The sequence below is a fragment of the Burkholderia sp. D-99 genome (genome assembly GCF_011605345.1).
Classification (GTDB): domain Bacteria; phylum Pseudomonadota; class Gammaproteobacteria; order Burkholderiales; family Burkholderiaceae; genus Burkholderia.
In genome coordinates, this window is the sequence record NZ_JAAOXM010000004.1 from 386,148 (window position 1) to 405,352 (window position 19,205).

The 19,205-nt window shown below is 65.9% G+C and carries 20 protein-coding genes; 10 read left to right on the forward strand and 10 right to left on the reverse strand.

Translation table 11 applies throughout. The features are described from left to right. Positions 1–74 precede the first annotated feature (74 nt). Positions 75–1,250 (reverse strand): porin, encoded by a 1,176-nt coding sequence (locus HAV18_RS18900; protein WP_166958464.1) that lies wholly within the window; start codon positions 1,248–1,250, stop codon positions 75–77. 10 nt (positions 1,251–1,260) lie between these two features. Further along, positions 1,261–1,563 carry a hypothetical protein gene (locus HAV18_RS18905; RefSeq protein ID WP_166958466.1) on the reverse strand — a complete coding sequence of 101 codons (303 nt, stop codon included), beginning with the start codon at positions 1,561–1,563 and terminating at the stop codon, positions 1,261–1,263. Positions 1,564–1,576: 13 nt separating this feature from the next. On the opposite strand from HAV18_RS18905, the gene HAV18_RS18910 reads away from it, so the two are divergent. Further along, on the forward strand, positions 1,577–1,849 hold the full coding sequence (locus HAV18_RS18910) for a DUF4148 domain-containing protein (RefSeq protein ID WP_166958468.1): 273 nt from the start codon (positions 1,577–1,579) through the stop codon (positions 1,847–1,849). 102 nt (positions 1,850–1,951) lie between these two features. After that, positions 1,952–2,107 (forward strand): hypothetical protein, encoded by a 156-nt coding sequence (locus tag HAV18_RS18915; RefSeq protein WP_162923038.1) that lies wholly within the window; start codon positions 1,952–1,954, stop codon positions 2,105–2,107. A gap of 68 nt (positions 2,108–2,175) precedes the next feature. Here the strand turns inward: HAV18_RS18915 and HAV18_RS18920 are convergent, their stop codons facing one another. The 4 genes from HAV18_RS18920 to HAV18_RS18935 all read right to left on the reverse strand — a co-directional run bounded on the left by HAV18_RS18920 (position 2,176) and on the right by HAV18_RS18935 (position 5,536). Beyond that, positions 2,176–2,859, reverse strand: a complete 684-nt coding sequence (locus HAV18_RS18920) for a response regulator transcription factor (protein WP_166958471.1) — start codon at positions 2,857–2,859, stop codon at positions 2,176–2,178. A gap of 58 nt (positions 2,860–2,917) precedes the next feature. After that, positions 2,918–4,306 carry a HAMP domain-containing sensor histidine kinase gene (locus HAV18_RS18925; protein WP_166958822.1) on the reverse strand — a complete coding sequence of 463 codons (1,389 nt, stop codon included), beginning with the start codon at positions 4,304–4,306 and terminating at the stop codon, positions 2,918–2,920. Positions 4,307–4,328: 22 nt separating this feature from the next. Then, entirely contained in the window at positions 4,329–5,006 is a 678-nt protein-coding gene (locus tag HAV18_RS18930) for a response regulator transcription factor (protein WP_347814773.1), read from the reverse strand. A gap of 320 nt (positions 5,007–5,326) precedes the next feature. Then, positions 5,327–5,536, reverse strand: a complete 210-nt coding sequence (locus HAV18_RS18935) for a hypothetical protein (protein WP_166958475.1) — start codon at positions 5,534–5,536, stop codon at positions 5,327–5,329. Positions 5,537–5,813: 277 nt separating this feature from the next. Between HAV18_RS18935 and HAV18_RS18940 the strand changes: the two genes are divergently transcribed. Next, positions 5,814–6,119 carry a DUF4148 domain-containing protein gene (locus HAV18_RS18940; RefSeq protein ID WP_166958477.1) on the forward strand — a complete coding sequence of 102 codons (306 nt, stop codon included), beginning with the start codon at positions 5,814–5,816 and terminating at the stop codon, positions 6,117–6,119. 97 nt (positions 6,120–6,216) lie between these two features. Here HAV18_RS18940 and HAV18_RS18945 read toward each other — a convergent pair whose 3' ends face one another. Then, positions 6,217–7,476 (reverse strand): hypothetical protein, encoded by a 1,260-nt coding sequence (locus tag HAV18_RS18945; protein WP_166958480.1) that lies wholly within the window; start codon positions 7,474–7,476, stop codon positions 6,217–6,219. Between the two features lie 481 nt (positions 7,477–7,957). Here HAV18_RS18945 and HAV18_RS18950 point away from each other — a divergent pair, with 481 nt between their 5' ends. The 5 genes from HAV18_RS18950 (at position 7,958) to HAV18_RS18970 (ending at position 15,064) form a co-directional block, all read left to right on the forward strand. Beyond that, entirely contained in the window at positions 7,958–9,124 is a 1,167-nt protein-coding gene (locus tag HAV18_RS18950) for a porin (protein ID WP_407062429.1), read from the forward strand. 418 nt (positions 9,125–9,542) lie between these two features. Further along, positions 9,543–9,899 carry a hypothetical protein gene (locus HAV18_RS18955; RefSeq protein WP_166958482.1) on the forward strand — a complete coding sequence of 119 codons (357 nt, stop codon included), beginning with the start codon at positions 9,543–9,545 and terminating at the stop codon, positions 9,897–9,899. Between the two features lie 140 nt (positions 9,900–10,039). Continuing rightward, positions 10,040–10,342, forward strand: a complete 303-nt coding sequence (locus HAV18_RS18960) for a hypothetical protein (RefSeq protein ID WP_166958484.1) — start codon at positions 10,040–10,042, stop codon at positions 10,340–10,342. Between the two features lie 80 nt (positions 10,343–10,422). Then, positions 10,423–12,690 carry an outer membrane protein assembly factor BamA gene (bamA, locus tag HAV18_RS18965; protein ID WP_407062432.1) on the forward strand — a complete coding sequence of 756 codons (2,268 nt, stop codon included), beginning with the start codon at positions 10,423–10,425 and terminating at the stop codon, positions 12,688–12,690. After that, positions 12,674–15,064 carry an LPS-assembly protein LptD gene (locus HAV18_RS18970; protein ID WP_243771699.1) on the forward strand — a complete coding sequence of 797 codons (2,391 nt, stop codon included), beginning with the start codon at positions 12,674–12,676 and terminating at the stop codon, positions 15,062–15,064. Before bamA ends, HAV18_RS18970 begins: the two co-directional genes overlap by 17 nt. Here HAV18_RS18970 and HAV18_RS18975 read toward each other — a convergent pair. Genes HAV18_RS18975 through HAV18_RS18985 form a run of 3 tightly spaced genes read right to left on the reverse strand, consistent with a single transcriptional unit; the run spans position 15,048 to position 16,369 of the window. Then, complete coding sequence (locus HAV18_RS18975) at positions 15,048–15,245, reverse strand: hypothetical protein (protein ID WP_243771700.1); 198 nt, start codon at positions 15,243–15,245, stop codon at positions 15,048–15,050. The two genes, HAV18_RS18970 and HAV18_RS18975, sit on opposite strands and share 17 nt — an antisense overlap. Positions 15,246–15,279: 34 nt before the next feature. Then, positions 15,280–15,645, reverse strand: coding sequence for a nuclear transport factor 2 family protein (locus HAV18_RS18980; RefSeq protein WP_166958488.1), 366 nt, complete (start codon positions 15,643–15,645; stop codon positions 15,280–15,282). Positions 15,646–15,679: 34 nt separating this feature from the next. Continuing rightward, positions 15,680–16,369 carry a glutathione S-transferase family protein gene (locus HAV18_RS18985; RefSeq protein WP_166958490.1) on the reverse strand — a complete coding sequence of 230 codons (690 nt, stop codon included), beginning with the start codon at positions 16,367–16,369 and terminating at the stop codon, positions 15,680–15,682. Positions 16,370–16,459: 90 nt separating this feature from the next. On the opposite strand from HAV18_RS18985, the gene HAV18_RS18990 reads away from it, so the two are divergent. Both HAV18_RS18990 and proP read left to right on the forward strand, forming a co-directional pair. Continuing rightward, positions 16,460–17,380, forward strand: coding sequence for a LysR family transcriptional regulator (locus HAV18_RS18990; RefSeq protein WP_166958828.1), 921 nt, complete (start codon positions 16,460–16,462; stop codon positions 17,378–17,380). 353 nt (positions 17,381–17,733) lie between these two features. Next, complete coding sequence (gene proP, locus HAV18_RS18995; protein WP_166958492.1) at positions 17,734–19,203, forward strand: glycine betaine/L-proline transporter ProP; 1,470 nt, start codon at positions 17,734–17,736, stop codon at positions 19,201–19,203. Positions 19,204–19,205: the final 2 nt, after the last annotated feature.

Consider the following 19,205-nt stretch of genomic DNA (forward strand, 5'->3'; position numbering starts at 1 on the left):
GCACGTGGGGAGCGTGTCGCGTTTCGATGCACCCGTCATCGCGACGGGTGCTTTTTTTACGTAGGCCCGGCCGATCAGAACTTGTGACGGATGCCGGCCGCGACCACCGCCTGGCGATCGTTGCCCGACGCGGCAAGATTGAAGATCCCCGCGTTGCCGAGCACCGCGACACCCTCTGCGCCCGTCACGCGCTGGTACACGCCTTCGAGATAGAGATCGGTGCGGCGCGACAGCGCATAGTCGGCCTGCAGCATGAACTGGTTCCACTTCGGCGCGATGCTGCGGCCCGCATCGTCGAAGCGGCCCTGCGTGAACGTATACGAGCCGCCCAGCGAGAAGGCCGGCGTCAGGAAGTAGCGCCCGTTCAGTTCGTAGTTGCTGAAGGTCAGCAACTGGCCGTTCACGGCGCCGTACGCGCCGCCCTGCGACAGTTCGCGCGGGTCGTTCAGGATCGTTCTCGTATAGACGAAGCCGATCGTCGCATGATCGAACGCATAGTGCGCGCCGGTGCCGAACGTGCGCCAGCGGCCGCCCACGAGCATCGCATCGCCGTCCGAACTGCTCAGCGATCCACCTGTGTTCTGCGGCGCATTCACGCCGCCTGGCTGGTTCGACTGCAGGTAGGCGACGGCCAGATCGACCGGACCGTTCGCATACTGCGCGCCGACGCTGTACGCGCTGTTGTTGCTGAACCCGCCGCCCTGATTACTGAAGCCGTACGCGCCGCCGAACGTGAAGCCGCCATAGTCTGCACTGCGGAATTTCACCGCGTTGTTCATCCGCGTGTCGTTGGCGAGGTTGTCGTTGTCGTAAGGGTGATCGGCGATGTTGCCGCCGAATCCCGAGCCCGTCGCCGACAGCGGCGCGACGAAGTCGACCAGGAAATCGTACTGCCGGCCGAGCGTTACCGTGCCCCATTGGCGGCTCGCGAGGCCGACCCAGGCCTGACGGCCGAACTCGTCGCCGCCATTGCCGAGCTTGCCGTTCGCGACGTTGAAGCCGTTCTCCAGGGTGAACACGGCAGCCAGGCCGCCGCCGAGATCCTCGTTGCCGCGCAGCCCCCAGCGCGACGTGCTGACGTTGCCGCTCTGCACACCGTAGGCGGGCCCCGCGCCGGCCGCCGATTTCTGGTTGCTGATGTAGTCCAGGCCCGCGTCGATCGTGCCATACAGCGTGACGCTGCTCTGCGCATGTGCCGCGCCTGCAAGCAGGCACGCAACCGCTGCCGGGATTGCCAGATGTTTCTTCATGATGGTTTCGCTAGAGTGGATCGGTCTTCTCGCATCGCCGGCCGGTGTGGAGCGGCCGATCTGTCCGCGATGCGATGGCGCACAATTTAGGCAGCGGGCATGACAGCGCCGTTATCAAAACGGCCCGATTAATGAAACCTTCTTCATCTTCGCGATACGCCCGTTTCATGTCCTCGCAGATCGCGCGCCGGCGCATGAATTTCTTTTCACGTTGCGTATGCCGATCCGATAGCGCCCCTCCCCTATGCTTGTCCTCAACCCGATGCGCGACATCGACAAGCCGCGCCGGTGGATGACCCCAGTCAATCATCATGAGGACTCCAAACATGAAAACCGCCAAGATCGCCGCTTCCGCACTACTCGCCGCGTGCGCCGCGCTGTCCGTTCCCGCGTTCGCTCAAACCAGTACCCAGGCGATGCAGATGACGCCGGCCGCCACCAAGGATGGCGTGCCCGGCGCGCAGGCCGCCGGCCAGTGGGTGCCGCCGTACGGACAGCCGATCCACGAGAAGACACGTGCCGAGGTCTACGCGGAACTCGTGCACGCCGAACAGGACGGGCAGCTCAAGTACCTGGACTCCACGCTCTATTCGCATTAATGCGCACCGCCGTGCGGCCGGGCACGCTGCCCGGCGCACGCCGCCCGCGCCGTTCGTGGCGTCCGTGGCGACGCCTCCCGCTCATCGCATCACTCGTCATCCATGAAGCTTCGTCCCTTGCTCGTTCGTTCCGCCCGTGTTGCGCTCGTCGCGATCGCGGCCGGCGTGATGCTGTCCGGCTGTGCCGGCGCGCAACCCGACGGCCCCGGCGATTGTGTCGGCCCGCCCGATTTCTGTGTGCCGTTCTTCGGCTCGTAAACGCAAGACGGGCGCGCTGCCATCGGCAACGCGCCCGTTCGTACAGGGCGCCGGCCCGAGCTGCGCAACTACGCGTCCGGCAGCGTCACCTGGTAGCCGTAGCGGCTCACCGTATCGATCCGGACATCGGGCAGATGCCGCGCGAGCTTGCGGCGCAGCCGCGACACCACGAGATTGACGCTCGACGGATCGACATCGTCCTTGTCCTGCCACACATACCGGATCAACTGGTCGCGCGGCACCGGCGCGTTCGGATGGCGCATCAGGCATTCGAGCAGCAGGCATTCGCGGCGCGTCACGGCGAGGCGCAGCTTGCCGTCCTTGAGTTCGCGCGCAAGCGTCTCCAGCATAGACACCACCGCGACCGGACCGTCCACGTCGCGCGGCCCGGCCAGCCGCTGCAACGCCTGCAGGCGCTCATGCAGCTCGATGAACGAATACGGCGCGCCGAAACACGCATCGGCGCCTGCGCGCAGCACGCGGATGCGCTCGCGCGCCGACGCCTGGCCGATCAGCACCACCAGGGCCGCGCCGCCGCCGTCGGCAACGAAACGCGGCAGCGTCGCGATCAGCGCGGCATCGCTGCCCGGCTCGAACGCGGTCGCGACGATCGCGTCGAAGGTCTCCTGCGACGCGAGGAACAGCCCGTCACGCAGATCGTCGGCGCGCTGCAGGCTGTGCCCGCTTTCCTGCAGCGCCTTGTGCAGCCACGACGCTTCCGGGTGCGGCGAAGTCACGAGCAGCACGCGCATCGTCAGCGGGCCTCGCGGCGGGAACCGGCGCGCACATACGGTTGCATGCGAACCCCCGTCATCCCAGCGACCTCGGCCAGCATTCGATCGTCACGCGCGTGCCGGGCTCGGCATTGCCGATGCGCAGCGTGAAGTCGTGCACGTTGACGACCGTCGACACGATGCTCAGGCCGAGCCCGGCCCCGGCGAGGTGCCCGGTGCGGCGGCTGCGGTAACGATGCTGCAGCACGGCCTCGCGTTCGTTCGCCGCGATACCCGGGCCGTTGTCGACCACGTCGATGCGCGGACCGGACGGCGTATCGTGGAGCTCCAGGCGCACGGTGTCGCCCGAGGTCGTGTACTTGAGCGCGTTGTCGAGCAGGTTCGTGAGTGCCTCGAACAGCAGCGCGCGATCGCCGTGAATCCGCGCGACGGGTTCGACAAGCACGACGAAATGGATGGCACGGCTGTCGGCGAGCGGCTCGAACAGTTGCCCGACGTCCGTGACGAGATCTTCCAGTGCAAGCTCGGCGAACCCGCCGCGCCGCTGCAGCGATCCGATTTCGGCGATGCGCAGCATCGCGCGAAACCGGCTGAGCAGCACATCGGTCTCGTTGCGTGCGCGGGCGACGAGCGTCGCCAGCGCGGCATCGTCGAGCCCGTCCGCGCGCTCTGCCGCATGCGCCAGCAGCGTATGCACGTGCGCGAGCGGCGTACGCAGGTCGTGCGCGATGCCGTCGCAGACGCCCTTCACCTCGTTCATCAGGCGCTCGATTTCCTCGAGCATGTGATTGACCAGATGCGACAGCAGGTCGATCTCGTCGTGCCCGCCGATCGGCAGCCGCTGCCCGAGGTCGCCCTGCGCGATGCGCTGCGTGATGCGCCGGACTTCCTTCAGGCGCCGCATCTGCCGCACGCTGAGGATCAGGCCGCCGACGACCCCCGCCCCGAGGCAGAGCAGCCCGCCGCCGACCAGCGCCTGGATGATCGCCGCGCGAATCCGCAGGATGTGCGTCAGGTCGCGCCCAAGCACCAGCACGTCGCCGTTGGCGCGCCGCTCCGCCATAGTGCGGACGACCGGCGGCACCTGGTCGCCCGCGATCGTCATCGTGTGATCGAGCGTCACGCCGTTGCGATCCGGCCGGATGCCGTCGGGCATGGCCAGCACGTCGCCGGCGATATGCCTGCCGTCGGCCGTGAAGAGCCCGAAGTAGTTGGTGTGCATCCGTTCGTGCTCGATCCGGTGCTGGATGGCCGCGGCAAGCTGGCTGTCCTGGAGCGAATCGAAGTAGATCATCTGCCAGTCGATCACCACGTCGGTTTCGCGCTCCATGTCGTGCGTGATGACCGATGCGATGAAGCCGAGCAGCAGCATTACCGAAACGGAAAACGTCAGCGCATAGACCGAGACGAGCCGGAACGTGCTGGAGTACCAGCGGCGCTTCGGCGCCGGCTGGACGTGATGCATCGAGGACGTCAAGGTAGCGGACTCAGCCAAGGATGTAGCCTGCGCCGCGTACCGTCTGGATCATCTGCTTCACATCGGGCGGATCGATCTTCTTGCGCAGCCGGCCCATGTGCACTTCGATCAGGTTGGTGCCGGGGTCGAAGTGATAGCCCCATACGGCCTCGAACAGCATCGTGCGCGTGATGGTCTGTCCGGCATTGCGCATCATGTATTCGAGCACGCGGTACTCGGTCGGCAGCAGCGCGATTTCATCGCCGTCGCGAAACACCTTGCGCGAGATCAGGTCGAGCTTGAGCGGGCCGACGGTCAGCGTCGTGGCGAACGGCGCCGGCGAGCTCTGGCTCCGGCGCAGCAGGACTTCCAGGCGCGCCGCCATTTCCTCGGGATCGAACGGCTTGGTCAGGTAGTCGTCGCCGCCCGCGCGCAGGCCGCGCACGCGTTCGTCGACATCGCCGAGCGCACTCAGCATCAGCACCGGAGTGCGCACACCGACGCTGCGCATCGTGGTCAGGATCGTGAGACCGTCGACGACCGGCAGCATGCGGTCGAGCGTGATCACGTCGAACTCGTTGCCGAGCGCACGCGCCATGCCGTCACGGCCGTTCGCCACCCATTCGACCGTAAAGCCACGGCCTTTCAGCTCTCTGACGATTTCGTTCGCGGTGATTTCGTCGTCTTCGATCGTCAGTACGTGCGCGATGGCCGCACCGTTTTCGACCAGCCTGTCGGGCAGGGCCGGCGTGTTACCGGGGGAAACTGATAATGCCATATACGATTCTCGTCTTCAGCGAAGGGACGCCACGCTTCGACACCCGAAGGGCGATCGCGTTCGGATGCAGACTACACGCACGCGCGTAAATCGTGCGCGTCGACTTCATGAAGAAAGTTTCATATACGGCGGCAACGCCGGCCGGCGTTACCGGCCCGCGCCGTTGCGACAGGATGCCGCACGGCCCTCCGCCGTCGTGCGCGGGCGGTTGCAACCGCTCGCGCCGAAAGGTATCGGTAAAGAATCGTGCATCAGCTTCGGTGCGGCTCCACACCCGGCTGGTCGACGCGATGCGAAGCGACACGATGCGCCGCGTCCTCCGCGCGCTGCATGCGTTCGGCCTTCTCATGCGCGAGCGTCGCATCGGCAATCGCGAGCCCCGTTCCCTGCACCTTCGCGAACGACAGCACCGGTGAGCACACCAGCACGATGAGTGCGGCCATCCTGACGGTCTTTTTCATTGCATTACCCCGATGCAGGCCGCGCCGTGCGCAGCGTCGATTGATCACGTGTTCGACGATACGCCCGCGCGTCTAACCGTTCGGTCGCACGTGCATGAAGGATTCTTTAAGGTTCGATGCGTACGGCGACGAACGCGTCGGCCGGGGTCGACCGGTATAAAACTTGTTTCATCTTCGCGCGGCCGTTTCGATAGTCCGCGGTGCCTAACCTTGGTCGTGAGGTCGACGTTGGCATCCCACCGTACGGCCAGTTCCCCACGCTTCCCAGGAGTCGAAGATGAAACATCCCGCCCGTTACCTCGCCTGTTCCGCGCTGCTCGTGCTGAGCTTCGCTGCGCATGCCGCGCCAAAGCTCACGGCGGCGCAATGCAACGACTATCCGTTCGTGCATACGCAAGGCCCGGTTTCCCATCGGCAACTGATCAACGAGCTGAACGAGCTGGAATCTGTCGGCTACAACCCGTCGTCGGGTGACGAGAGCAGCTATCCGGACGATATCGATTCGGCGCAGGCGCGCCTGATGAAGGAGTATCAGAAGGATTGTGCCGGCGCAGCCAACACCGTCGCGTCGAACGGCAACTGATTCGCCACCCGCAAACGATCTCCGAGCTTGCGCGCGTGCCTTGCGGCCGCGCGCTTTTTTGTTGATGAAACCCCGCGACGATTCCGGTTGATTCCCCCTACAGCCGCGTCGCCCAAAAATTCCGCGCCGTACTCGTCAACCTCGACCAGGGCCCCGGCCGCCGCTCGCTCTCCTGCTCGGCCAACCCGCCCAACGCCGCCTTCATCATCGCGAGTTCGCTCGCGAGCACCGCATCGCAACCGAAACTGCCGGCCGCCGCAAGATCGACGATCCGGAGCGCCTGATCCACGCACATCTTCCCGTACGCATCCGTCGCATCGGCATCCGCGCGCGTGCCCAGCGTCGCCTCGGCGAGCTTGCTTGCCCACAGCGCAAGCGCGTCGACCGGCGCGCTGCCGTCGCGCACCAGCAACTTGCCGACCTCCATCGCGACGAGATGGGCATCCTCATTGTCGGCGGACGACAGGTTCCGGCCACGCAGCGCGCGGTTCCGGTGCGCGGCACGCAGCGACGGCGTCAATCCGGTCAGGTTCGCGATCCACGCTTCGGCGGCACTCAGGTACGCGTGCGACCGGATCGCCAGGTCGCAGTCGAAAACCGCATCCGCATGGGTCGTCGCATGGCGCATCGCGAGCAGCCAGCAACCGAGAAAGGCGCGATACGAAGCCGCCGGCCCCACGTACGCCGCATGGGCCTTGAAGAATTCGATGCACTGATCGGGCTGCCACTCGCCGACCGACGGAAAATTGTCCGGCAGGTCGATGCGCAGGCCGACGACCACCCGCTCGACCGCCGCCACGCTGCGGCCGCACGCCAGCGCCAGGAACGGCATCGCGATGCTGAACGTGTCGCAATGCGCGACGAGCCGGTCGCAGCACGCTTGCCACTGCGCGAGCGGATTGCGCGCGACGACGATATGGACGACATCGGGGAACGCGCGACGCATCCATGCGAGGCGCCCGAGCGATTCGCCGAACCGGAACACCGGTATGCGGCCGCGATCGAACGCCTGGGTCATCAGCGTGCGCAGGAAATATTCGATGTCGCCCGCGTATTCGGGCGTCGCTTCTTCGAACTGGTTCGCCAGGAAGGCCATTTCGACGCGCGACAGGCCGGGCGTGTCCAGCCTGAGCGCGTCGGCCACGTCCGCCGCCGGTCGCTCGCCGGGGCACGGCATCGCGGCCGGCGGACCGTCGGAGCCGGTGCTCGCGTATTGCGCGTAATCGACCGATTCGACCATCGCGCGCAGCGGTTCGTCGTATGCCATGACACCGTCGAGATCGCGAAGGCACGACCACAGCCAGCCATCGGTCGCCCCATATCCGGAATGCAGAAACACCGCTTGTGTCGAGTTCATGGCGGCCCTTGTCTCGTTGCGTTGAAGTTCGTCCATCCGATCGATCCAGTGTAGATTGCGATGGAATTACCCGGTTTACGGGCCGCGTTACCGCGATTTACCGGCCTCACGCAGTCGCCAAGCAAGCGGGTTACGTGCCCGCCTGATCGCCCCCTCCTTTTTCCGCCTGTTTTCATTACGGCATTTGACGCGCGAATGTGCGGTTCCCTGGCGCTTCGCACCAACGCATGGGTGCTCGCCCCCGATGCCGCCCCTTGCTACGCGGATTGCGTCGTGAGTGCGCGCGCTCCGTCACGCACGTCAAATCGGTTGCGTACACAACCATCAAATTACATAAATGCCGAGCGGAAATCTGCGGTAAACCCGTCGTTGTGGAATCCCAACGGATCGAAAATTGTGTCGTGACCTAATGGCGGCTCCTGACGAAGGCCCGACGCTTCGGCAGGAAGGAAAGCAGTTCCGTTACATGCCAGGAGAGTTCATGATGAAAGGTATCTTGAGGAAATCGCTGTTGTCGCTCGCGTTGCTGGCCGGCGTTTCCGCCGCGCACGCACAGAGCACGGTGACGCTGTACGGCGTCATCGACGAGTCGATCCAGTTCACGCACAACGCCACGCCCACCGGCAGCAACCAGCTCGGCCTCTACTCGGGCAACCTGTCCGGCAGCCGCTGGGGCCTGATGGGCAGCGAGGATCTCGGCGGCGGGCTGAAGGCGATCTTCCAGCTCGAGAACGGCTTCGACGTCAACAACGGCAAGATGGGGACGTACAACGGCACGACCTCGCTGTTCGGCCGCCAGGCGTACGTCGGCCTGCAAAGCGCCCAGTACGGCACGCTCACGCTCGGCCGCCAGTACGATCCGCTCGTCGACCAGGTTCAGGGGCTGACCGAAGACAACTACTTCGGCAGCACGTTCGCCACCGCCGGCGATGTCGACAACTACGACAACAGCTCGCGCACCAACAACGCGATCAAGTACCTGTCGCCGAACTACGGCGGGTTGCAGGTCGAGACGATGTACGCACTCGGCGGCGTCGCGGGGCAAACCGGATCGGGGCAGACGTGGTCGGTCGCGGCGGCGTACAACAACGGCCCGTTCTCGCTGGCCGCCGGCTACTACGTGGCCGACAACGCGAATTCGACGATCGCGCGCACGGGCTGGTCGTCGACTTCCGACGGCACCTTCGACGGCCCGGTGAACTCGGGCTACGCGACGGCGAAGTCGATCAATATCGCGCGGGTCGCCGCACGCTACGTCGCCGGGCCGTATACGATCGGCCTCTCGTACAGCAATGCAGCGTACAAGGCGGACGCACTGTCGGCGTTCGCATCGACCGAGAAGTTCAACACCGGCCAGGCGTACTTCAACTACCAGGCCACGCCGGCGCTGCTGCTCGGCCTCGGCTACAGCTATACGCATGCGAGCGGCGACACCGACGCGTCCTACAACCAGGTATCGCTCGGCGCCGACTACAGCCTGTCGAAGCGAACCGACGTGTATCTCGTCGGCGCGTGGCAAAAGGCGACCGGTTCGCAGCTGAACGCGGACGGGTCGGTATCGAGCGCCGAAGCATCGATCGGTTCGTACGGCGTCGCCGGCACCGACAGCCAGGAGATGGTCAGCCTCGGCATCCGCCACCGGTTCTGATCGCAGCAGATGCCGGCCGTCACTCGCGACGGCCGGCGCACGACACGCTCGCCCCTCTCGGCAATCGTTTGAAATATTGCAGCCTCGATACGCGCTGAAATGCGCATTTCCCCGCGAAATTCCGTCATCCGAGAGTCTGCACGCTTCGTGATGCAGCATCGATTACCGATCCGGACCATCGCCCGCTGTCACCCTCGCCACATATCTCAATAATTACGGGCCACTCTTGCGCGAAGTCCAATTCAATCCGCTTACAACGCGTCAATACCGGAGTCCTGAATATGACGAAACAATCTTGAAATTTATTTGACGATAGCGTGACCTATGCTTCCGTCACACCGCGTACCGGCCACGCCGATGGCGGCAGTGTTCCCCGACAGCGACAGTGAAAGGCCCGATCATGTATCACACGATGCGCATGGAAGTCTCCACCGAATCCGGGTATCCAGTGATCAGGTTCACGATCGACGGCCAGACCGCCGTACTCGGCGTCAACGATATCGACCAGATGATCCTGCAGCTCGCGACCGCACGCGCGGCGATGCAGCCGACGCATCCGGTCGAACCGCCGGAAGGCCAGTATCCATTGCAGATCGACCCGTGCTGGCGGGTCGACCGGCTCGCCGATTACGACGGCGCCGTCCTGTCGATTCGTCACGTCGGGATGGGCTGGATCGCATTCGCGCTGCCCGCCGTCAACCTGACCAACCTCGTCGAAGCACTCGCGTCGCCGCCCGAAATGACCGCACCGGTCAATCACGCGATGCTGAACTGATGCGCGACCGGCGCTGACCGGCCCCGCCTTCGATTGGCGAATCCGGCCAATTTCAATTCGCAATCCGAATCACACGACGATCCGAGCCGAACCGGCTCGAATCGCGGCTTTCCGTTCCTTTCTGACAGGACATGCTCATCATGCGAATCCCTTCTTCGACCGCCGCACTCGCCCGGCAACCCTTCGCCTACGCGCTGTCGGATTTCGACGCCGGCAGCTGGTACCTGCTGCCGGTCGACGCGCGCACGATCTTCCGCTGCCGGCTCACCGGCCGTTACGCGACGGGACTGTCGCTGAGTGCCATCTGCGGCAACGGCTACGCGGCCGTGCACCAGCTGGCCGAATCGCATGTCGACACGGTGTCGCGCCTGCTCGCGCGCGATGCGCAGAACGACGCGGAACATCGCGTTCATGCGTTCGACGACGGGATCGACTGGCAGTGAAAACGCGTTCGATCAGGTTCGGCTGGCTTGCCCGGCTGTGGTGGCTCACGCCGGCTGCTTTGCCGGTTCACGCGCAGTCGGTGCCGGCTGCGCAAGCGGCACCCGACACACCCGCGTCGAGCGGTTTCACGATCCAGGACATCCGCGTCGAGGGCCTGACGCGCATCGAGCCCGGCACGGTGTTCTCGTATCTGCCGTTCAAGATCGGCACCCCCTTCACCGACGACAAGGCCTCGGCCGCGATTCGCGCGCTCTACGCAACCGGGTTCTTCAACGACGTGCGGATCGCGACGGAAGGCAACGTCGTGATCGTGAACGTCGCGGAACGCTCGGTGATCGGCACGATCGATTTCACCGGGCTCCACGAGTTCGACCGGGACGCGATCGAAAAGGCGATGAAGGCGGTCGGCCTGGTGTCCGGTCACGCATACGACCCGTCGCTCGTCAGCAAGGCCGAACAGGAGCTGAAGCGCCAGTACCTGACGCGCGGCTACTACGCGGCCGAAGTGACGACCACCGTGAGCCCGATCGACCGCAACCGCGTGGGCCTGCTGTTCTCCGTCGTCGAAGGGCCGAGCGCGAAGATCCGTCAGGTTGCGTTCATCGGCAATCACGTGTTCAGCGACGCGACGCTGCGCGACGAAATGCAGCTGTCGACGCCGAACTGGTTCTCCTGGTACACGAAGGACGACCTGTATTCGAAGGACAAGCTCGCGACCGATCTCGACGCCGTCCGCGCGTACTACCTCGATCGCGGTTATCTGGAATTCAACATCGAGTCGACCCAGGTGTCGCTGTCGCCGGACCGCAAGGACATGGACCTGACCATCGCGCTGCACGAAGGCAAGCCGTACACGATCTCGGGCATCCGGCTCGCCGGCGACCTGCTCGGGCGCGAGACCGAGCTGAACCGGATCGTCGCGATCCGTGCCGGCGAACGCTTCTCCGCGGCGAAACTCAAGGACACGACGCAGGCATTGATCGACAAGCTCGGCGAATACGGCTACGCGTTCGCGACGATCAATACCGTGCCGCAGATCGACCAGCAGCATCACACCGTCGATCTCACACTGCAGGTCACGCCCGGGCGCCGCGTCTACGTGCGGCACATCGACATTTCCGGCAACACGCGCACGCGCGACGAGGTGATCCGCCGCGAGATGCGCCAGATGGAAGATGCGTGGTTCGATTCGTCGCGGCTCAAGCTGTCGAAGGAGCGCATCAACCGGCTCGGCTATTTCACTGACGTGGACGTCACGACGGTGCCGGTCGAAGGCACCACCGACCAGGTCGACGTACAGGTGAAGGTGACCGAGAAGCCCACCGGCACGATCTCGCTCGGCCTCGGCTACGGTTCCGGCGAAGGGCCGATCATCTCGGCGGGCGTATCGCAGGACAACGTGTTCGGCAGCGGCCAGACGATCGCCGTCAACGCGAACACCGCAACGACGATGCGCACGCTGAGCGTGTCGCAAACCGATCCATACTTCACGATCGACGGCGTGAAGCGCATCACCGACGTGTACTACCGGACCACGCAGCCGCTCTACTATTCGAGCACCAACGACACGAGCTTCCGGATCATTTCGTACGGGGTGGACACGAAGTTCGGCATCCCGTTCTCCGAAAGCGACATGGTGTATTTCGGGCTCGGGCTCGAACAGGATCGGCTCGACGTCGATTCGACGACGCCGCAGAGCTATATCGATTACGTGAACACGTTCGGGCGCGTGTCGAACGTCGCGCCGTTCACGATCGGCTGGTCGCGCGACATGCGCGACAGCGCGCTGATCCCCGGGCGCGGCTACTTCCTGCAGGCGAACGCGGAGTACGGCACGCCGATCGGCACCGTGTCGTACTACAAGACCGACGTGCAGGCGCAGTACTACCACTCGTTCGCGCGCGGCCTCGTGCTCGGGTTCAATGTCCAGGCCGGCTACGGCAACGGGCTCGGCAGCCAGCCGTACCCGATCTTCAAGAACTACTTCGCGGGCGGCATCGGCTCCGTGCGCGGCTACGAGCCCGGCTCGCTCGGCCCGCGCGATGCGACGACGGGCGACCCGATCGGCGGCTCGAGGATGGTGGTCGGCAACGTCGAGATGACCGTGCCGCTGCCCGGCACCGGCTACGACCGCACGCTGCGCGTGTTCACGTTCGTCGACGGCGGCAACGTCTGGGGCACCGAAGGCAACAGCGTCGGCGCGAACGGGTTGCGGTACAGCTACGGCGTCGGGCTCGAATGGATCTCGCCGATCGGCCCGCTGAAGATCGACTATGCGCTGCCGATCGTCCACCACACCGGCGACCAGTACCAGAAGTTCCAGTTCCAGATTGGCACGTCGTTCTGATTCCGCTCCCGGCCCGCGCCACGCCGCGCGCGGCGGCCTCGTCGCCCGCCTGTGCGCCTGGGTGCTCACGGTGCTCGTCGAGGTCGCGCTGTCGGTCGCGCTGTCAGTCGCATTCGGCGCGCCCCGCGATGCCGATGCGCAACTGCAGAGCGCCGCGGCCGACCCTTACCGGATCGGCGACGCATGGGGGTTGCGCATCGCGTCGCAGCTCGTCGAGCATCCCCTCGCACCCGGCCAGGCCGCAACGACGTTCGGGATCGGCGCCGCCGCGACCGGCACCGTCGACCAGGACCTGTCGCTGCGCGGGCATGCCGAATTGCGGCGCGACACGTCGGTCGTGAAGGCCGACGCGATCCACTACGACGCGGATACCGACATGACCGACGCATACGGTCATGTGCAGGTCACACACGACGGCAACACGTTCGCCGGCCCCGACGCGCATCTGCAGCTCGACAGCGTCGCGGGCACGATGAGCGCGCCGCACTACCGCTTCAACCTGACGGGCGGCTCGGGCTCCGGCACGCGCGCCGACCTGCTCGACGATACGCGCGAGGTCGTGTACGACGGCACGTACACGACCTGCCATTGCGCGAACGATCCGGCGTGGTATCTCCGCGCGTCGCGACTCGATCTCGACAATGCGGCGGGCGTCGGCGTCGCGCACGACGGCGTGCTCTACTTCGCGGGCGTGCCGCTGTTCGCGTCGCCGTGGATGTCGTTTCCGCTGAACGATCAACGCAAGACCGGGATCCTGCCGCCCACGTTCGCGATCAGCTCGACGAGCGGCTACGACCTCGCGGTGCCGATCTATTTCAATCTCGCGCCCAACTACGACCTGACGGTCACGCCGCGGCTGATGACCAAGCGCGGCGCGATGCTGACGACCGACTATCGCTACCTGGGCGCGGCTGACTCCGGCTCGCTGTCGGCCAGCGTGCTGCCCGACGACGCGACGACGCACACCAACCGCTACTCGATCGCGTTCCAGCATCGCGAGAACCTCGGCAACGGCTTCGCCGCGTATGCGAACTACAACCGCGTGTCCGATGCATCGGTGCCGTCGGATTTCTCGAGCGCGAACTCGCTCGTCGTCGGCTCGCAGACGCTGTTCCAGCAGGAAGCGGGCGTCACCTACAACCACGGCCCGTGGTCCGTGCTCGCACGCGTGCAGAACTGGCAGTCGTTCACGACCACGCCGCCGTACAACCGCGAGCCGGAGCTCGATGCGAAATACACGCGCTACAACGTCGGCGGCTTCGACTTCGGCGCCGACGTGAACGCGACGCGCTTCACGATCCCGACCGCCGATTCGACCGAAGGCAACCGGCTCACGTTCGATACGTACCTCAGCTACCCGATCGTCGCGCCCGGCTGGTACGTGACGCCCAAGCTCCAGTGGCACGCCGCGTCGTACGACCTCACGTCGATCGGCAGCGATGCGCCGGCCGGCCAGCCGAAGAACTTCACCGTCAACGTGCCGACCGCGAGCCTCGACATGGGCGCGACATTCGAGCGCGCGGTACGGCTGTTCGGCATCGACATGATCCAGACGCTCGAGCCGAGGCTGTACTACGTCTATACGCCGTACCGCAACCAGACCTTCGCGCCGGCGTTCGACACCGCGCCGCTCGATTTCGGGCTCGCGGAGATCTTCACGAGCAACCGCTTCGTCGGCGGCGACCGCGTGAGCGACATGAACCGGTTGACGGCCGGCGTCACCACGCGCTTCGTCGATGCGGGCAGCGGCACCGAGCTCGCGCGCTTCGTGCTCGCGCAGGAGTATTACTTTCGCGCGTCGCAGGTCACGATGCCGGGCGACACGCCGCCGACGGTCGGCCCGTCCGACGTGATCGCCGGCGCCGCGTTTCATGTCGGCACCGGCCTCGAATGGCAGCAGGCGGTCGAATACAACCAGTCGAGCAGCGAGCTGACGCAGGCCACGGCCGGCGTCGACTGGAAGCCGGCCGACGGCAAGGTGATCAATCTCGCTTACCTGTATGCGCGTGCGAACGCGACGCTCGACGACGAGCCGGAGAACCAGGTGTTGCTGTCCGCGCAGTGGCCGCTCACGCATGCGCTGTCGGGCGTCGGCTCGGTCGACTACGATCTCGCCGCGCACCGGCTGGTGAGCGGGCTGCTCGGGTTCCAGTACGCGGCCGACTGCTGGGCCGTCAGCTTCGCGCTGCAGAAGTACACGAACTACAACGGCACGACGTCGCCGACCACCGGCACGCGCGTGCTGGTGCAGTTGCAGCTCAACGGGCTGAGCCGCATCGACAACGGGCTGCTGCAGCAATTCCGCGCGAACGTGCCCGGGTATTCGACGCCGACGCTGCCGGCGCCGACGTCGCGGTTCAGCGACTATCCGTGAGCTGCTCGCTCAGCGCCCACAAGCGCTCGGCGGCGGCGGCGATCGCCCACGGCAATACACCGTCCAGCGGACGGTAATCGGCCGGCACGGCTTGCGCAATGTCGACGTCCTCGCCGCCCATGCCTTGCCGCCGTTGATCCACCTGCGCGCCGCCGACCTCGCTGCGCACACGCTGTCGCACGTGCTGGCGCTGCTGCGGATCGAAACCGGCGCGCCTACGACGGCTCCGAGTCGAGGAACACATAGAGCGCGGCGATCTTCCCGTCGCGCACGATGATCACGTCGACGCCCGTATATTCGGGCGCCTCGCCGCGCGGGCCGGAGCCCCACGACACACGGCCCGCGTTGTGCAGCGCCTGCGGCCGGCCATGCGCGGTATAGACGAAATGCGGATGCGTCGCGCGCAAGTCGCCGGCGAACCTGTCGAGCGCGTCGTGCCCGACGAACGTGCCGGGCGGCACGTAGAGCACGCAGTCGTCGGTATAAAGCGCTTCGATCGCGGCGCGGCGGCGCACCGCGTCACCTTCGCCGAACACCTCCTGCAGATTGCGTTCGAGCAGTTCGTGGATACGGTCGTTCATCATCGTTCTCCTGATCAAATAGCTTGTGGTCGGATTACCGCGCGAGTGCCAGTGTCTTTTCGACGGCGGTGACGACCGCCGGGCGCGCGGCAATGTCGTCGTACCAGCGCGTCACCGACGGAAAGCGGTCGAGCGTCGCGCCGATCGCCTGATGGCGCCACAGCCAGCCGAAGTGCGCGATGTCCGCGATGCTGTACGCATCGCCCGCCACGTACCGGCCGCGTTCGAGCACGCGATCCAGTACGCCCAGCACCCGCTCCACTTCCTCCAGCGCGCGCGCTTTCGCATCGGGTTCCGGTGCCGCGCCGATCGCCACCCTGAACGCCTGCAGGAAGGCCGGACTCAATGCGGACGCGTGAAAGAAAAGTTGCTCGAACACCTTGCCGCGCGACAAGCCATCCTGCGGCAGCAATTGCCCGGTTTTCTCGGCGAGGTACACCAGGATCGCCGCCGACTCGCTCAACACGATGTCGCCATCGGCGTGCGCCGCGCGGTCGACGAGCACCGGCACCTTGGCGTCGGGATTCATTGCGCGGAACGCGTCGGTCTTCTGTTCGCCGCGGCGCAAGTCGACCGCCACGAGCCGATAGTCGACGCCCATCTCTTCCAGTGCGATCGGCACCTTCACGCTGTTGGGCGTCGCGAATGCGAACACGTCCAGCGTGGCCGTACCGGGATGGCGGCCCGCCGCGACCGCCCGGTTTCCTGCGAATTGGGGTTCCATGATTCATCTCCGTTGAGGTGAGACAAATGTAGGGCGCCGTGCTATTTTTCGAAACAGAAACGATTGCAAACCATCATTGCAAAAATGTCGATATCCCACCTGCCGGATTTTGAAGGTTTCGCGATGTTCGCGAAGGTCGCCGAAGAAGGCTCGTTCGCCGCTGCAGCGGCGGCGATGGGCGTCTCGGTCGCGACGGTTTCGCGCGCCGTGACGCGCCTCGAGGAACGGCTGGGCGGGCGCCTGTTCAACCGCACATCGCGGCGGCTCGCGCTCACCGACTACGGCCACACGCTGATCGAGCGCGCGGCGAAACTCTATGCCGATGCGGAAGACACCGAGGATTTCGCGCGCGAGACATCGAGCCGGCCGCGCGGCCTCGTCAAGCTGGCCGCACCGCTGTCGTTCGGCGCCCGCTGGGTGGCGCCGCTGCTGCCCGAGTTCTTCGACCTCTATCCGGACATCGCGGTCGACCTGCACCTCACCGATGCGCAATCCGACCTGATCGGCGACGGCTTCGATGCCGCGCTGCGCATCGCGATCATGGAAGATTCATCGCTCGTCGCGCGGCTCATTGCACCGGTCCGGCGCTTCGTCGTCGCGTCGCCGGCCTATCTGTCGCGCCACGGGCGGCCGCGTCATCCGCAGGAGCTTGGCGCCCATCCCTGCCTGACGTACGCGAACCGAAGCCAGCGCGACGTGTGGCGCTTCACCCACGCGCGTGGTGACACTTGCGCGGTCACGCCCGGCGGAATGTTGCGCGGCACCAGCGTCGAGGCGCTGTTGCCGACGGTGCTCGCGGGCCTCGCGATTACCGAGCTGCCCGAATTCATCGCGACGCAGTATTTCGCTGGCGGGCAGCTCGAACCGATCCTGACGGACTGGCGTCTGCCCGAAGGCGGCCTGTACTTCGTCACACCGTCCGCGCGCGCACGGCCGGCCAAGGTGAGCGCGCTGGCCGATTTCTTCGTCGCGAAGCTGACCGCTGCCGACTGGCGTTTGCCGGCAGCGTAAGCGCGCGTATGCGCGTTCTCGTGTACCTGCCTCGCGTCATTCGCGATCGATGCATGGCCGCTGCCGCCGTGCGGTGTCCCGCGCACGGCAAGCTCACACGTACCCGATTCGGCACGACAGCCGCCGTTCCTTCCGTGTCGTTTACAACCGGGTTCCGGGCGCATGACCGATAGCCGGCTGCGCCCGTTTCTCTAAACTGGCTCTCACAACAATCTTGCCCGGTGTCGCCCGCAGCGCGCGTCACTTCACCGACATCGAGGCCCCCGAGACATCCGCCTTCGCTGACCATCGGCCCGCACGACTCCACTGCATTCCAGCCCGGCCGGCTGCCAAGGCAATTCCAGGAGAGTTCATTGAGCCCGTCGCAAGCGCACCCCGCGAAAGCCCGGTCTTCGCGCCAGTCCGTCAAGCTGGATGACATCACGATCGTCGACCCCGCCGTCCTCAAGCGCGCGGTCGGCGCCATGGCATTCGGCAACGCGATGGAATGGTTCGACTTCGGCGTCTACAGCTACATCGCCGTCACGCTCGGCAAAGTGTTCTTCCCGTCCAGCAGCCCGTCCGCGCAGTTGCTCGCGACTTTCGGCACGTTCGCGGCCGCGTTCCTCGTGCGCCCCCTCGGCGGCATGGTGTTCGGCCCGCTCGGCGACCGCATCGGCCGCCAGCGCGTGCTCGCCGCCACGATGATCATGATGGCCGTCGGCACCTTCGCGATCGGCCTGATCCCCAGCTACGCGTCGATCGGCATCATGGCGCCCGTGCTGCTGCTCGTCGCCCGCCTCGTGCAGGGCTTCTCGACCGGCGGCGAGTACGGCGGCGCCGCCACCTTCATCGCCGAATTCTCGACCGACAAGCGCCGCGGCTTCATGGGAAGCTTCCTCGAATTCGGCACGCTGATCGGCTATACGCTCGGCGCGGCCACCGTCGCGCTGCTCACGGCGACGCTGTCGCAGGAAGCACTGCTGTCGTGGGGCTGGCGCGTGCCGTTCTTCATCGCCGGCCCGCTCGGCCTCGTGGGCCTCTATATCCGCCTGAAACTCGAGGAAACGCCCGCCTTCAAGAAGGAAGCCGAAGCACGCGAAGCGGACGAACGCACGCGGCCGAAGCAACGCTTCGCGACGCTGCTCGTCGAACAGTGGAAGCCGCTGCTGCAATGCGTCGGCCTCGTGCTGATCTTCAACGTGACCGACTACATGGCGCTGTCGTACCTGCCGAGCTACCTGTCGGCGACGCTGCACTTTCGCGAATCGCACGGCTTGTTCCTGGTGCTGCTCGTGATGGTGCTGATGATGCCGATGACGCTCTACGCCGGGCATCTGTCGGACAAGGTCGGCCGCAAGCCGGTGATGATGGCCGGCTGCGTGGGCCTGCTCGTGCTGGCGGTGCCGGCGCTGATGCTGATCCGCACCGGCGGCATGCTGCCCGTGTTCGGCGGGATGCTGATCTACGGCACGTTGCTGTCGACCTTCACCGGCGTGATGCCGTCTGCGCTGCCCGCGCTGTTTCCCACGCGCATCCGCTATGGCGCGCTCGCGATCGGCTTCAACGTGTCGGTGTCGCTGTTCGGCGGCACGACGCCGCTCGTCACCGCGTGGCTGGTCGATCGCACCGGCGACCTGATGATGCCCGCGTACTACCTGATGGGCGCCTCGTTCATCGGCATCGTGTCGGTGCTCGCGTTGCGCGAAACGGCACGCCAGCCGCTACCCGGCTCCGCGCCGTGCGTGGCGAGCCGCGCGGAGGCGCTGAGCCTCGCGCGGGGCGGCGCCGACGAAGCCCGTGTACCGGGCAGGAAGTTCACGCCGGTCGGCAAGCGCGCCTGACG